Annotated in this window: 11 protein-coding genes and 2 pseudogenes; 10 read left to right on the top strand and 3 right to left on the bottom strand. The window is 67.2% G+C overall.

Annotated features, from left to right (window positions below; translation table 11 throughout):
* Positions 1-271: 271 nt before the first annotated feature.
* Positions 272-658, top strand: a complete 387-nt coding sequence (locus tag IO30_RS45180; protein ID WP_031139181.1) for an SH3 domain-containing protein — start codon at positions 272-274, stop codon at positions 656-658.
* Between the two features lie 126 nt (positions 659-784).
* On the opposite strand, the pseudogene IO30_RS47975 reads toward IO30_RS45180, so the two are convergent.
* A pseudogene (locus IO30_RS47975) lies at positions 785-934 on the bottom strand (IS5/IS1182 family transposase); the annotation flags it as partial.
* On the opposite strand from IO30_RS47975, the gene IO30_RS45850 reads away from it, so the two are divergent.
* Entirely contained in the window at positions 911-1303 is a 393-nt protein-coding gene (locus tag IO30_RS45850; protein WP_167347235.1) for a hypothetical protein, read from the top strand. The pseudogene IO30_RS47975 and the gene IO30_RS45850 overlap by 24 nt on opposite strands.
* Here IO30_RS45850 and IO30_RS0103685 read toward each other — a convergent pair.
* On the bottom strand, positions 1253-2575 hold the full coding sequence (locus IO30_RS0103685) for a glycosyltransferase (RefSeq protein ID WP_031139179.1): 1323 nt from the start codon (positions 2573-2575) through the stop codon (positions 1253-1255). The two genes, IO30_RS45850 and IO30_RS0103685, sit on opposite strands and share 51 nt — an antisense overlap.
* A 157-nt stretch (positions 2576-2732) precedes the next feature.
* Here IO30_RS0103685 and IO30_RS0103680 point away from each other — a divergent pair, with 157 nt between their 5' ends.
* The 3 genes from IO30_RS0103680 (at position 2733) to IO30_RS0103670 (ending at position 7309) form a co-directional block, all read left to right on the top strand.
* Positions 2733-4760 carry a glycosyltransferase family 4 protein gene (locus IO30_RS0103680; protein WP_051901837.1) on the top strand — a complete coding sequence of 676 codons (2028 nt, stop codon included), beginning with the start codon at positions 2733-2735 and terminating at the stop codon, positions 4758-4760.
* A 610-nt stretch (positions 4761-5370) separates the two neighbouring features.
* Positions 5371-5646 (top strand): fasciclin domain-containing protein, encoded by a 276-nt coding sequence (locus tag IO30_RS0103675; RefSeq protein ID WP_051901835.1) that lies wholly within the window; start codon positions 5371-5373, stop codon positions 5644-5646.
* A gap of 157 nt (positions 5647-5803) precedes the next feature.
* The gene (locus IO30_RS0103670; RefSeq protein WP_031139173.1) at positions 5804-7309 is read left to right on the top strand and encodes a cryptochrome/photolyase family protein; all 1506 of its coding nucleotides are present in this window, start codon (positions 5804-5806) and stop codon (positions 7307-7309) included.
* A 9-nt stretch (positions 7310-7318) separates the two neighbouring features.
* On the opposite strand, the gene IO30_RS42860 is transcribed toward IO30_RS0103670, so the two are convergent.
* Complete coding sequence (locus tag IO30_RS42860; protein ID WP_234321720.1) at positions 7319-7537, bottom strand: UBP-type zinc finger domain-containing protein; 219 nt, start codon at positions 7535-7537, stop codon at positions 7319-7321.
* 247 nt (positions 7538-7784) lie between these two features.
* Here IO30_RS42860 and IO30_RS0103665 point away from each other — a divergent pair, with 247 nt between their 5' ends.
* From IO30_RS0103665 to IO30_RS0103650, 5 genes and pseudogenes are all read left to right on the top strand, one after another.
* The gene (locus IO30_RS0103665) at positions 7785-8240 is read left to right on the top strand and encodes a hypothetical protein (protein WP_031139171.1); all 456 of its coding nucleotides are present in this window, start codon (positions 7785-7787) and stop codon (positions 8238-8240) included.
* Positions 8241-8288: 48 nt separating this feature from the next.
* A pseudogene (locus IO30_RS46650) lies at positions 8289-8506 on the top strand (hypothetical protein); the annotation flags it as partial.
* A 563-nt stretch (positions 8507-9069) separates the two neighbouring features.
* Positions 9070-9621 carry an SseB family protein gene (locus IO30_RS0103660; RefSeq protein ID WP_245234082.1) on the top strand — a complete coding sequence of 184 codons (552 nt, stop codon included), beginning with the start codon at positions 9070-9072 and terminating at the stop codon, positions 9619-9621.
* Positions 9618-10262: a hypothetical protein gene (locus IO30_RS0103655; protein WP_031139167.1), complete on the top strand. Its 645-nt coding sequence runs from the start codon at positions 9618-9620 to the stop codon at positions 10260-10262. Before IO30_RS0103660 ends, IO30_RS0103655 begins: the two co-directional genes overlap by 4 nt.
* Positions 10262-14974, top strand: a complete 4713-nt coding sequence (locus IO30_RS0103650) for a putative T7SS-secreted protein (protein ID WP_051901833.1) — start codon at positions 10262-10264, stop codon at positions 14972-14974. Before IO30_RS0103655 ends, IO30_RS0103650 begins: the two co-directional genes overlap by 1 nt.
* Position 14975 lies beyond the last annotated feature (1 nt).

The following is a 14975-nucleotide window of genomic DNA, read 5'->3' as shown; positions in this document are numbered from 1 at the left end:
AAACGAGCGAGGTCCCCGGGCTGTTGATCGAGATGTCTGACGTCTCGATTACGCCGATTCAGCGTCCTACGGACTCCCCAACCGGAACGGGCCACTTCCCCGGTTCCGGTTGGAGAGTTGTCGTGTATCAGGCGGCTGATTTCGCCCCGATGGCGCTAGCGTCGTGCGCGGCTCCGGTGTCTTTGAGCGGTGACACCGCTCGGCTGGCCCGGGCCTGCTCCTACGTACGTGTTCCGCACCCAGAACCGACGACGCAAGGGGAATCGATTCCATGACCGTCAAAGCAGCACGCCGCACCATGTCGCCGCGTCGCTCCGCCGCCCGCACGGCGGCCGTGGCGGCCCTGTCCGCCGCCGCGCTCCTCGGCGGTGGTCTCACGGCCCAGGCCGCCGCACCCACCCGCACGACGGGCGCGGCCGTGGAGCTCGCGCCGGCCGGTGCGCTCGCCACCCAGTGCTACTACAAGGTCAACGCCAGCGGCGGTCTGCTGATCCGCAGCGGTCCCGGCACCGGCTACTCGGTCGTCGGGTCCTACGCCAACGGCTCCACGATCCTCGCGTCGGCGTCCACCACCAACGGTTTCCGCAAGGTGGGCACCAACCGCTGGGTCTCCTCGGCGTACACCGTCCGCATCGTCAACCTTCCCTGCGAGTCCTGACAGGGACCGCGCCGAGGACACCGTTCCCCAGCCCCTCAACGGGCTGCCGGCCGCCGGAAAACTCCCCGGCGGCCGGCGGCCTGTGCGCTGCCTCCGACCGGCCCCCGACTTCATCACTGAGCTTCTTCAGCGTTGCAGCTCCAGTGTGAGGAGGGCCTTGGCGATTGACGTCATGCGGTTGGGACCACATCGGGACCTGCGGAAGATCCGCCAGGGCTTCAGGGCCGGGTCTGCTGAGGCCGCTGCGCGAGCATGGTCCCGACGCGCGGCGAGCAGGTCGACGACCGCGCTGATGACGGCGCCTTCGACCACAACTACGGCAAGATGTGGCCCGGAACCTACTTCTGGTGCCCCGCCCCCACTCTGCACGGCGGCTTCACCGCCGACGCGGAGAAGGGCTGCACCTGGATCGTGCGCCCCGACAGCGATCTCGTGGACTGGTCCACCTCCGAGGCCCGTGTCGTTGTGCAGGGCGAAGCCACCACCGGGATCCAGGCATCCGCACAGCGCCCTGCCGCGCTTCGTGGAACCGGTCCGCTCGCGCAGCACCGGACCTTGGGAGAATCCCTCCTACCAATGAGTTGGTGCAGCGGTTCAGGCCATCAGGTGGATCAGTCTGCTGGCCGCTTGGGCGGGACCGCGTGAGCGCACGTGCCGGCGCAGTTCATTGAGGGCGTGTCGGGGTGCGTTCAGGAGCGTGGAGACAGCACGGCCTGCGCTGCCGGCGTCCAACCCGTTCGGGTCGAGACACAAGCCCACCCCCGCCCTTTCGGCATCGTGAGCGATGGAGAACTGGTCGCTGGAGAAGGGGAGAAGGAGGGCGGGCACTCCGGCGGCCAGGCACTCGGTGAATGAGTTGTTGCCGCCGTGGTGGACCATCGCATCCACCCGTGCAAGCAGCGCCTGCTGCGGTACGGTCGCCGCGACCGAGACCCGCGGTCCGGCCAGTGCGGTCAGCGAGTCAGCACGGTCCCCGGCCGCAAGGATCACCGAGGTGTCCTGGCGCTCGGACAGGATCCCCCGGGCCACTGCCTCCAGTACGTCATGCCGGGCCGAGAGGAATGTGCCCAGCGCCACCAGCACCACACGTCGGCCCCCCAGCCGTAGCCTGCGCAGTTCGGATTCCCAGAAGGGTCCGGGCCCTTCTGGTTCGGCGCGAGTGAAGTGCCCGCTGAAAACGTACTCCGGTCCTTCGGGGCGCGAGGGGAGCCAGTCCAGGCGCGGATAGTGCAGAACGACTGCTCGGGGTGAACACAGCGTGAACGCCCGCCTCGGTACGGGTCGGTGTGGCGCGTGAAGGGAGACGAACCGTGCGAAGAACGCGGTGAAGGAGCGGTCGTTCAGCAGTGCTTCCTCGCGCAACGTGCGCAGGCCGGCGGTCGCCGGCCGTACGGCGTCCGGCCACGCATAGGGAACTCCGAACAGCGCGTCCGGCGCGGCCGACAGATAACTGGGATGCCCCGGGCAGAACGTCGCGTACTGCAGGTCCAGGCAGTGCAACGCGAGGGTGACGGAGTAACTCAGCTGGTCCACCACGTACCAGTCCGCCGGCCGGCGGGCGTGCAGTGACCGCAGGTCCTCCAGCACCCGCTCGGGTTCAGCGAGCATGTCGGCCCTCCGATGGCGAGCCTGAACCAGCAGTGCGGGAACAGCCCCGGCGAGCGTGGCATCGAGGAACTCCTCCAAGCGCCGCGATTCGTCTTGACCCTGCACCGTGCGCCGAGCGATTCCGGTATTCGCATTGCTCGTGACCGTCAGCGGGGTGAAATCCACCCCCGCGGCTGCAGCCAGAGGTGCGAAGGCTTCGGCGCAGGCGAAAGTGACCTCCGCCCCCGCTGTTTGGAGCTCTCCCGCCAGCACGGACAGCGGGGCCGCGTGCGAATGAAACGGTGGAGCGATCACGGTGACACGCGGCACGAAGGCCTCACTTCCGGCAGAGGACTGTCCTGCTGTCTTCGGTCGGAGGCGGGCATCCGGAGGCAGCACGGTGGCTGGTTGCCCCGTCCTTCGCATCCAAAGCTGTGAACGCGGCGGAATCAGCGGTGACCATCCGCCCAAGCGAGAGCAGCGCCCCATGGACGCAACCACCCCGCAGGAAGGGCTCGACCCCTTTGTAGCGGCCCGACAGGGCTTCTGGGACACCAAAGAAGCGCCGCGGACGCCCGCGACATTCGGAACACTGGCCTCCTTCCTCAACGCCGAGTACCGCCCGTGGGACGACGACCATCCGGCCGACCGCCTGCCAGATCCCGGCGACAGGAAGACAGCCCTACTACGTCGCACCCTGCGCCTGAGTGGGTCCGTCGACCCCGAAGAACTCCTGGCCGTCACCCTGAACGCAGACCAACGGCTGCGCAGCACCGTCATGGAAGCCTGGCCGCTGTCGCTACGTAGCCACGGGACTGAGTCCGTCCGCCGCACACTCACCCAGGAGATCCTGCACTGTACCGACCCCGAAACGTTGGCTCACCTGATCGACCTCGCCACCGCGGGTCGGCTCCACATCATGGATGCACCCAGGTGGGCTTCCCGCGCCAGACAAAGCCCCTTGAACGAAAGGCCGGCCAGGTTTGCCCTGTGGCGCCATCTCGCGAGCCAACCCGCGTGTCGGCACCTACTCCCGAAGCCCGATACCGCGACCGAGGACTATGAACGGCTGCTCCTTACGGCCGCCACAGGTGAGCACCTATTCGAACCTCCTGCACTGCCGCACGCAGCCGGCCTGCTGGTGGTCCAGTCGATGCTGCTCGGTGAGATGGACAACCCCGGAGAGGGGAGCAGCGGCGGTCTCGGAGTCCTCCTCGCCGGTCTGGGCGACGCGCTCGCGCGGACGGAGGGCATCGATGCCGTCATCACCCTCGTGACGAAGGATGCGGGTGAGCTCCTGGCCGAGCCCACCCTCCTGCGAGGTCGCGGACCGGGACACTGGACTCTCAGCCTGCCGACCGACCCACACGCCGGGATAGGGCCAGCGGGCGACGCAAGCGCGCTCACCTGGTGGACGCGCATGCTCCTCGACAGGCTCGGACGACGTCCCGACCTGGTCCATGTCAGGTACGCCGACGACAGATCCCTGGCAGTTGCCGAAGCCGCGCGCGAAATTGGCACCCGACTGGTCTTCACCGCCACCCCCGACCCGCACCGCCGCGTCAGCGAGCGGCACGCGGGACGAACGGTCACCGGCGACACCTCAATGGAGGACCTTTGCCAGGACCTGCACCGCGTCTTCGTGGCCGACAGGATCGTCGATCGTGCCGACGCCGTCGTCGGCATCCCGGGCCCCGGCGGAACAGCCGAGTTGGTCCGCTACTTTCCCCAACTTGCAGTCGCACGCGGTGGACGAGGACCGCTCGCGCCACCGGAGGGGATCACCGTCTATCAGCCCGCCGCCGGCGAGACCCAGAGATCCGAGCAACTGCTGGAAAGGCTCTTCGAGACCGGGCTGCCGTCTGCGCTCGACGCTGACGAGCGCAGCCAGCCCGTCATATTGACCGTGGGGCGCCTGCACCCGCTCAAACAGCAGCACGTTCTGGTGCATGCATGGATCGAGTCCGCACTCCATCTCCGCTCGACGCTCGTGATCGTGGGCGGATCCCCCCACGTGGATCGGGCGGATTCGGGAGAGCGGCAAGTGCGGAAGGCCATCGCAGATCTCGTAGCGGCGACCCCGGCTGCCTCTTCGCGGCTGGCCATGGTGGCAGCGATGCCCAACACCGAAATCCGCTGTCTGGAGCGGGCGCTGGCCCGCTCTGGAACTACGGGCAGGGCCTACTACGTCTGCCCGAGCGCGAAGGAGGAGTTCGGCATCGCCGTACTCGAAGCCATGGAAGCAGGCCTGCCGGTCGCAGCCACAAGCCGTGGCGGAATTCCTCACTACTTGGAGGACATGGCCAACGGTCTCCTCCTGGATACCTCGTCGTCCAGAGCCCTGGCCGAAGGGCTTGAGCGACTGCTGTCCCTGAAGCCCGAGATTCTCGATGCCATGGCGTGCCGGGCTCGGGCAACGGTTCGCGAGAGCTACTCGATCGACGCGGCGGCATCCGCCTTCGCCTCCGTCTACACGGACTTACCCGGGATCAAAACCACTGCTCCCAAGGCGTAACTGGTTGAGCGTGGCCGGACTCCCGGCTTTCCGGGGTGAGGAACGGGTCCGGCACTGGCGGGTGCGGGGCCCGTTCCCCACGGGCCGGCGGACGTGCTGGCCGGCGCGGGTAGAGGGGGAGAGCAATGTCGACGACCTGCCGGTTTTGCGCCAAGCCGCGGATGTCCTATGCGTATCAGTCAGCTGACTTGCCCCACCGCTCTGCGTGACGACGTGCAGTCGAGAGCGCGGCGCGCAGCCATTCCTGTCGGATGCATCCGGCGCCGGTCTGCAGAGCGAAGAGTAGATGCAGTCTCGGGACGCTCCGTGCAGAGACGGAGGCGCTAGAAGGGGCGAAATACAGTGATCACGGTACAGCGCAGCTTTATCGTCGGAATTCCGCTCGAAGACCTAGTCGCCTACCTTGCGGACTTCAGCCATGCCCGAGAATGGGACCCGGGCACCGTATGGTGCGTCCGGATCGGCGAAGGGCCAGTAAGGCCTGGTGCCACCTGGCAGAACACCTCCACTCGCGGCAGCAGCGTTCGCTCTTCCCACTAGCACTGGGCGTGGCAACCCAGGTATTTGCTGACTCTCATCAGACGGACCCGTATGGGGTGGCCCGCGCATCGTGTTCGCACCGACCGACGAGGCGATTCCGAAGATCCTGAAGGCTGATCTGGACAAGATCCTGGCCGACAAGCCGGAACTGACCAAGATCCTCACCCACCACGTGGTGGGCGAGCTCGACGAGGGTTTCCTTCAAGACCTGGAGGGTGGTTCCCTGACTACTGCCGGATCCGGAGAGAGCCTCACGGTCGACGGTACGGCGAAGATCGTCTGCGGCGGCGTCCAGGCGGCCAACGCCACGGTCAACAGCATCGACGCCACTGTTGAGCCGATGTGACAAGACCGCCTGACATTCGGTGCCCACCTGCCAGGCGGAAGCTCCTGCCTGAAAGCGGGGGAGTCCTACGAGAAGGGGCGGTGAGCGTGAGCATCCGAATGTGTGGAGCGGTCGCGTCGCTCCTCGTCGGCCTGGTCCGAGTTGGTTGGATGCGGGCATGAGTTCAGTGCACTGGCTGTTCGGAGACCAGCTCGGCCCCCACTTCACCGCCACCTCCGGGGGCGGGACGGCGAGGAACGTCCGGTGGCTGCTGATCGAGTCCCTCGCCGTTCTGCGGCGGCGCCGGTTCCACCGGGCCAAAGCCCATCTGGTGCTCAGCGCCATGCGCCACCGGGCGGCAGACCTGGGTGAGCGAGCCCAGTACGTCAAGGCGGAGACCTACCGGGAAGGTCTGATCCAGGCCGTCGGTGACGCACCCGTCTCCGTCCACCACCCCACGTCCCGTGCCGCCCTCGCCCTGGTGACGTCGCTCCCGCAGGTTACCGTCCACCCGGCCCGCGGCTTTCTGGTCGGACACCGGGAGTTCGCCGACTGGGCAGCGCGGCAGAAGGGCCGACGGCTTCTGCAGGAGAACCTCTACCAGCACACCCGACGCACCCACGACATCCTCATGGAAGGAGACGGGCCGGCGGGCGGACGGTGGAACCTGGACCACGACAACCGCGAGCCACCGCCCCGCGGCCGAACCACGCTCGGTGCGCCGCCTCCGTACCGGCCCAGGGAGGACGCGATCGACGAAGGGGTCCGGCGGGACCTGGACCGCTGGGAACGCGAGGAGGGCATCACCTTCGTGGGGCGCGACGGCCCCCGCCTCTTTCCCGCGAGCCGCCGCGAGGCACTGGCCGCGCTCGACCACTTCGTCACCCATAGGCTCGCCGACTTCGGCACGCACGAGGACGCCATGCTGGCCGCCGACCCCGTGATGAGCCACAGTCTGCTGTCCTCCTCCCTCAACCTCGGCCTCCTCGACCCGTGGGAGTGCGTGAGCCGGGCCGAGGAGGCCTTCAGGGCCGGGCTGGTACCGCTCAACAGCGCCGAGGGCTTCATCCGGCAGGTATGCGGCTGGCGCGAGTACGTGTGGAACCTCTACTGGCACCTCGGCGAGGACTACCGCCACCGCAACGAACTGCGCCACACCACGCCGGTCCCGGCATGGTTCGCCGAGCTGGACGCGGACGCCGTGGGGGCCCGCTGCCTGTCCACGGTGCTGGCGCAGGTACGGGACACAGGGTGGACGCACCACATCCCCCGCTTGATGGTCCTCGGCAGCCACGCCCTGCAGCGGGGGTGGGATCCGGAGGAGGTGACGGACTGGTTCCACCGGTGCTTCGTGGACGGCTACGACTGGGTGATGCTGCCCAATGTGGTGGGCATGTCCCAGTACGCGGACGGCGGGCGGATGACCACCAAGCCCTACACCTCGGGCGGCGCCTACATCCACCGGATGAGCGACCTGTGCGAGGGCTGCCGGTACCGGCCCACGGACCGCAGCGGCGAACGGGCATGCCCCTATACCGTCGGCTACTGGTCCTTCCTGAACCGGCATCGCGCACGACTGGAGGGCACCCCCCGCATGGCCCAGGCCGTGAAGGGCCTGGACCGGCTCCGCGACGTCGAGCAGGTAATCCGTGCACACCGCGCGGCCGACGACACACCACCCTGAGCCCAGTTCCTATCCCTCAGGCACGTGAACGAGAAAGACTTCGTCCACGAAACACCACGCCCAGGCCTCGTCGGGATCCATCGACAGGACCACAGGGTGTCCCGTCTGCGCATGATGGGCGTACGCGTGCCGCCCGCGCGAACTGTCACAGCAACCGACGTACTCGCACGTCGCACACCACCGCAGCCGGGCCCAGGTCCACCCGCGTTCGCGGCACCTCGTGCACACCCCCACCGGTGCCGCCGACTGTCCGGGCAGCGCGGTGAGGTGGGAGCACGTCAGGCCTCCTGGAGGGGTGAGCTGTGGTGCCGGAGGCCGCTCGGGGCCGGGGGCCGGCCAAACTGGCTTGGTATGTGAGAACACAGGGGCCTGGCATCGGTTCTTGATCTAGATGTCCGGAAACGTTGATGAGGAACTGGCAGCACCCCAGAGGGGTTGGCTCAGGCGTGTCAGCGCGGACGGACATGATTCGGCTGTGGAACTGAGACCGGAGTTGTCGCCCCCGCCGGTGAGTCGGCAGCGGCTGGATGAGCTGTGTGCCGAGGTGGAGCGGATCGCTGACCTGCTGGAAGCGCGCCCGGAGGCGGCGGGCGAGGCAATCGCGGCCTTCAACGCGATGACCGGGCACGACTGCGTGGCCCTCGACTTCGCCGAGTACTACGGCAGCAGGAGCCTGGAGGAGTTCGGGAGGGCGGCGGCCCGGCCGGCGCGCCCCACGGTTTCGGACATCACCAGGGACGAGCTCGTTGAGATCGTCCACAGACTCCTGGAAGCCGACGCGGAGAGTGACTACTATCTGCGGTTGCTGGAGGCGAATGTGTCGCATCCCCGGGTGAGTGACCTGGTCTTCCACCGCTCGGATAACCTTCAGGCCGCGTCTGCGGGTCAGATTGTCGATGAGGCTCTGAAGTACCGACCGATTGCGCTCTGAACGGCGTGGGAGGTCGGTCGGCCGTGGCCTGATCGATGACCTCACGGTTCGGACAACACCTTCGTTGTCATCCAGCTCGACGAGGACGACCCTGTCTGGTTCGCTTCGCGGTCCTGGACGAAGGCGGGGTCCGCCGCGACACCACCCGCCGCGAACAGGATGTCGCTACCGAGGCAAGCATCGACCAGATCGCCCGTGACCTCACCATCTGGATGGCCGCCCGCGACTTCCCCGGACGACCCACCCAGCAAGCCAGCAACTTCTAAAGCACGCCCTGGGCCGGGGATGGGGCGACTGGTCTCCGGCGTCGCTGTGGTGGGCTGTTCGGGTGACAGAGCATCCGTCATTTGGTGTGGGTGCGGGCTTTGGTGAGGAGTTGCTCGGCGGTACCGGGTGTTGACGCCGTAGCGGGCGGCGAACGCTGCCGCGGTGACCTCCTACCCCTGGCTGTTCCCGGAGGCGGTCAGGGTAGTGGCGCGGGTCCACCATTGTCGTCCTTACCGTTCGGTCCCTGAGCCGAGGATTCCGTTCACGGCGTCGGAGCGGACGCCGGAAGCGGTGAGGCCGGCTGTGGCGGCTACCTCGGCGTCGGTCAGCAGGCCGGTGTGGTGCGGGTTCTGGGGGAGGGAGGAACTGGTTTCCGGCGAGGTGGGCGTTTACGTGGGCGGTGTCTCAGCTGCGGGTGCGGGGCGTCCCAGATGCGGTCGCAGTGTTCCTCCTTGAGTAGAGGTTTACGGCCGCCGGCTCCCAGGCGAATCGGGCGATGCTGCCCCGGGATTGAAGCCGTCCTCGTTGCAGACGGGAAGATCCACATGACAGAATTCGAACAATGAACGACGACGGGGAGTACATACCTTCACCGCAAGGGCGCCTGAGACTTACTGATCTGGCAGCGCCGGACGGCCTGCGCGATCCGGTTGTGGGAGCGCCGCCGGCCAGGACCGAGATGCCGCTCGGGGACGAGGCGGTGCCCGCTCAGGCGTCCGCCCCGGCGGTGCGGGAAGCCGAAGACGACGGTGTGGCCGCAGCGCTCCGCCAATTCGCGGTACTGCTCGGTGAGTTTCGGCGTACGGCTGTTCTGGTGCCGTTCGACGATCAGGACAGTATGTGGACCGCGGACATGAACGGGGTGCGGTGGATCTGTGCTTTCTCGAACGAGGAGGCGCTGGCCGCGTTTGCGCGTGCACGGGGGGAGGCCGGTCGGGAGTGGGAGTACCGGACGGTGCTGGGTGCGCGGCTGCTGGATGCGATGGTGCCGATGCTGCCGGGTCCTGGCGGTGTCGCGCTGGACGCGGGTAGCGCTGACGGCATGTTGTTTCCGCCGGTCAGGGGCATCGTTCCTGATGCGGTCGCGGTGGACCTGGAGGGGGCAGCACAGTGAGTGGCGGGGAACCGGGTCTGGACGCGCCGGCGCAGGCGTTGGCGGAGATCGTGACGGGCATCAACCTGGCGCATTCCGAGCTCAAGGACCTCGGCATGACCGGCCAGGCGACGGCAGGACGGGGCTTCTCCGGCCTGGCCCTGTCGGGGCTGGAGTTGGGCGACGCCGGGCTGACGGCTGAGTTCAAGACGTTCTGCGACCGCTGGGAGTGGGGTGTGCGGGCGCTGACCATCCGCGGGAACGACTTCGCGCTGAAAGTGGGCCTGTCGGCCGGTGCGTACGCGGAGCAGGAGCAGTACGTCAAGGACTCGTTCAAGATCGCGGTGAACTCGGTGAACGGGAACCCGCACCTGACCGAGGACGAGGTCAAGCAGATGAGCTGGGACAAGATCAGCAAGCAGACCATGTTCGATGGCGCGGACTACAGTGCTGGATCGTTTTCCCAGGCCCACCAGGAGGTCAAGCAGACCTGGAAGGACACCGGGTACGACGTGATGGACGCGCAGTTGGACTCGATGCAGCGCAACGGGCTCATGGACCCGGCGACCCGGGCCAGGATGGACCAGGAGATGCTCGACACGTTCGACCCGTCCCAGGGCGTCGTCGAGCAGGCCGAGCAGCCGCGCTGGGGTGACAACTGATGGTCAGCTGGGACGACCTGGGCAGGCTCACCGACAAGGGCATCGATCTCGTCGACAAGGGGATCGACAAGGGCAAGGAACTCCTCGGCGAGGGCATCGACAAGGGCACCGATGCCCTCGGCGCGGGCCTGAAGAACGTCGGAGCCGAGGACTGGGCGGACTCCGTCGAGGACTGGGGCGACGAGACCGCCTCCTCCCTCGGGGCCGAGGTCGGCGAGCAGCAGCTCGGCCAGACCGAGGAGCCCAACGAGCTCATCCACGGGAACCCCGGGAAGATCGGCGAGTCGGTCAAGAACCTCCGCGACTTCCAGACGGCGTTCGACCTGGTCGGTGCCGGGATGAAGAAGCTCGACTCCGGGCAGTGGAAGGGCGAGGCGGCCAACAGCTTCCGCGAGAACATCCAGACCCTGCCCACCGACTGGCTGCACGCCGCCGACGCCTTCGAGAACGCCGCCCAGGCCCTGGAGACGTACGCGACCGCGGTCACGACCGCCCAGGGCAAGGCACGGGAGGCGATCGACCTCTACAAGGAGGGACAGGCGGACCGTCAGAAGGCCGCCGACGCCTACAACAAGAAGGTCGACGCCTACAACGACGCCCGCAACGGTGACAGCCCGCTGCCCCACCCCGGAGAGTTCTCCGACCCCGGCGAGAGTAAGCGGCAGCGCGCCCAGGAGATCCTCAAGGCCGCGCGCAGCGCCCGCAAGGAGGCCGCCGACGCGGCCAAGAGCGCGGTCACCGCCGCGATGGCCCACGCCCCGAAGGAGCCCACCGGCCGGGAGAAGGCCAAGCTGGAGCTGGCCGACTTCGCGCTCGGTCAGGGCGTGGAGATGATGCACTTCGGCGGCGGCATCGTCAAGGGCGCCGCCGGGCTGGTCAACTTCGTACGCGCCATCAACCCGGGCGACCCCTACAACATCACGCACCCGGCCGAGTACTACGAGAACATCAACATGACCCTGGCCGGGCTCGTGTCCACCGCCGCCAACCCCGACCGGGCCCTGAAGAACGCCTGGGACGCCGCCAAGGGCGACCCCGCTGAATTCCTCGGCCGGCTCGTCCCTGAACTCATCGGCACCAAGGGCGCCGGCGTACTGCGCACCGGCCTCAGAACCGGAATGAAGAACGGTCTCAAGCACGGGGTCGATGGGGAGACACCGGGTTCCGCGCGTAATGGAGTCGAGAACCCCGCCAATGCGTCCCGCACGGAAAGAGCGGCCGAGAACGACCCCTCGGACCCGATCGACCTGGCTACCGGCGCCATGTACTTGCCGCAGACGGACATTGCGCTCCCCGGCACGCTCCCTCTGGTCTTCCGTCGCAGAGTCGCGTCCGACTACGGTGCGGGGCGTTGGTTCGGCCCCTCCTGGTCCTCCACCGCCGACCAGCGCCTGGAGATCGACTCCGAGGGGGTCGTCTTCGTCTCCGATGACGGCCTGCTGCTCTGCTACCCGCACCCCGCCCCCGGTGTCCCCGTCCTGCCGAGCCACGGCCCGCGGTGGCCCCTCGAGCGCGACCAACACGGGGACTACACGGTCACGGACCAGGACACCGGCCGAGTACGGCACTTTGAGACCCGTCACCCGAACGAGGCCCTGCTCACCCAGATCGACGACCGCAACGGCAACTGGATCAGCTTCGATTACGATGCCTCCGGCACACCGAAGGCGGTCGTCCATCACGGCGGCTACCACCTGAAGCTGACTACCGGGCAGGGGCGCATCACCGCCCTGCACCTCGCCGGTGCAGCAGCTGACGGCAGTGACCAGGAGATACTCCGCTACGGCTACACCGAGGGCCAGCTCACCGAAGTGGTCAACTCGTGCGGGCTGCCGCTGCGGTTCACCTACGACGAACGCGGCCGGGTGACCTCATGGACCGACACCAACGACAGCCGCTATGAGTACGCCTACGACGAGAACGACCGGTGCGTCGCCGAGGGCGGTGCCGAGGGCCATGTCTCCCTCAGCCTGGAATACGGCAGCGACCCGGACACAGGGCAGCGCGTCACGAAGGCGACCACCAGCAGCGGCGCCGTTCATCGGTACCTCGTCAACGACGCCCTTCAGATATCAGCGGAGATCGACCCGCACGGTGCGGTCACGCACTTCGAGCGCGATCGGTACAACCGGCTGCTCTCCCATACGGATCCCCTCGGCCGCACGACACGCTTCACTTACGACGACTCAGGCCACCCCACCACGGTGGTACGGCCGGACGGCCGGGAGCTGTCAACCGACTACAACCCGATGGGGCGCCCGACACGGATCACCTATCCCGACCGGACGTCCGTCCGCCGGGAGTACGACGAACGCGGCAACGGAACCGCGGTCGTGGACACGACCGGCGCTGTCACCCGTTACATCTATGACCAGTCCGGCCACACCACTGCGATCGCTGACGCACTCGGCAACACCACGCACATCCAGAACAACAGAGCAGGTCTGCCCGTCCAGGTCATTGATCCCCTCGGTCACACGACTCGGATCGAGCGTGACGGGTTCGGCCGCCCCACCTGCGTCGTCGATCCGGCCGGCCATACCACTCGTCTCGTTTGGACTCCGGAGGGCAGGCTCGCTCGCCGTATCGATCGAGACGGCGCCGAGCAGACGTGGGCCTACGACGGCGAAGGGAACTGCCTCACGCACACAGATGCCATGGGTGCGGTTTCCCACTTCGAGTACACACACTTCGACCTCATGACGGCTCGCACCGGTCCCGACGGTGCGCGGTACGAATTCCACCACGACCATGAACTCCGCCTGACCCGGGTACGCAACCCGTCAGGTCTGACCTGGGACTACGAGTACGACGCCGTAGGCCGTCTGGTGTCCGAGAGCGACTTCGACGGACGGACCGTCAGGTACGCGCGCGACGTCGCCGGCCGCCTCACCACACGCACCGATTCAGCGGGCTGTGTGGTGCACTACGAGCGTGACGTGCTCGACAACGTGGTCTCCAAGAATGCCGACGGACGCTGGACGACGTTCGAGTACGACCTTTTCGACCAAATAACCCGAGCAGTGGGACCGGACGCGACGCTCACCTGTATCCGCGATCGACACGGACGGCTCAGGTCGGAGACGGTGAACGGTCGTACGATCAGGTATGAGTACGACGCTCTAGGTCGCCGCGTGGGCCGCATCACGCCCAGTGGTGTCGTCAGCAACTGGACCCACGACGCCGCGGGCAGGCGCGTCTCACTCACGACGTCGGACCGCTTGGTCACCTTCGAACATGATGCCGCGGGCCACGAGACCGCCCGCCACATCGGGGAGTCCCTCACTCTGACGTCGCAAGTCGATGCCATGGGCCGCCTCGTCGGTCAGCAGATAACGAGCCGCGGCCGCGGGATCCGGCGCCGCGACTACTCCTACCGGGCGGACGGGAATCTCGTCGCTCTTGTGGACCAGCAGTCGGGTGCGAAGAGGTTCGACCTCGACGCGTCCGGCCGTGTGACGGCCGTCCATGCCTCGGACTGGACCGAACGGTACGCCTACGACGAGGCCGGAAACCAGACCGCGGCAGACTGGCCGGCCTCCCATGCCTCACCGGAGGCAAACGGTCTCCGGTCGTACAGAGGCACCGCGCTCCTCGAAGCCGGAAACGTCCGATACGAACACGACGAACTCGGCCGGGTCACGGCCCGGCAGAAGAAACGTCTCTCACGCAAGCCGGAGACCTGGCGCTACACATGGGACGCGGAGGACCGGCTCTCGAGGGTCACGACACCGGACGGCGCGACCTGGCGATATCTCTACGATCCGCTCGGCCGTCGCGTCGCCAAACAGCGACTGGGCGATGACGCCTCCACGGTGCTGGAGCAGGTCACTTTCACCTGGGACGGAGCAAGCCTGTGCGAGCAGGTCGCTTCCGCACCTGACTTGCCCCATCCGGTGGCCATCACCTGGGACCACAACGGGGTGCGCCCCCTTGCCCAGACCGAGCGCCTCCTCACGGCGGACGATGAGCAGGACGTGGTTGACGAGCGCTTCTTCGCCCTGGTCACCGACCTCGTCGGCACTCCCAGCGAGATCATCGACGAATCGGGCCACGTGGTGTGGCAGTCCCGCAGCACCCTGTGGGGCATCACCGCCTGGCACGGTTCCAGTACGGCGTACACACCGCTCCGCTTCCCGGGCCAGTACTTCGACCCCGAATCCGGCCTCCATTACAACTACTTCCGTCACTATGATCCGGAAGCGGCGCGCTACCTCACCTCTGATCCACTCGGACTGACGGCGGCGCCCAATCCGTCCGCCTATGTACACAATCCCCTGACGTGGTCCGACCCTCTCGGTCTGGCACCTGAGTACCGGCCACTTCGAGAGGGTTACACGTCCCAACCGGGCTTCGACAAGGATCCGTACAGCAAAGAGGTTGTAGACAAGCGCATCCAGTTCATGCGCGATCTCTACGGCATCAAGGATCCTGACGCCAAGGGGATGATCGGAGCCAATGGCACCCAGATCACGAGCAAGACCCTCTGGAATCACGGACAGTATCGTATCGACGTAGAGAACCCGGATCCCGGCGGGCGGGCAGGTCAGCTGCACTTCCAGGACCAGGGCAACAAGGGCGCCAAGTATCAGTACGATTTCGAAACGGGGAAATTCGAGGGGCTGCCACGCTCCATCGAAAAGGCCGTGGGTAATACTCCAGGATTCATAGGAGCGATCAGAAAGGGCCTCTCCGCTCTCGGCGAGGGATAGC

Origin of the sequence: Streptomyces xanthophaeus (assembly GCF_000725805.1) — a bacterium.
Lineage (GTDB): Bacteria > Actinomycetota > Actinomycetes > Streptomycetales > Streptomycetaceae > Streptomyces > Streptomyces xanthophaeus.
This window is presented reverse-complemented; position numbering and strand designations above follow the sequence as displayed.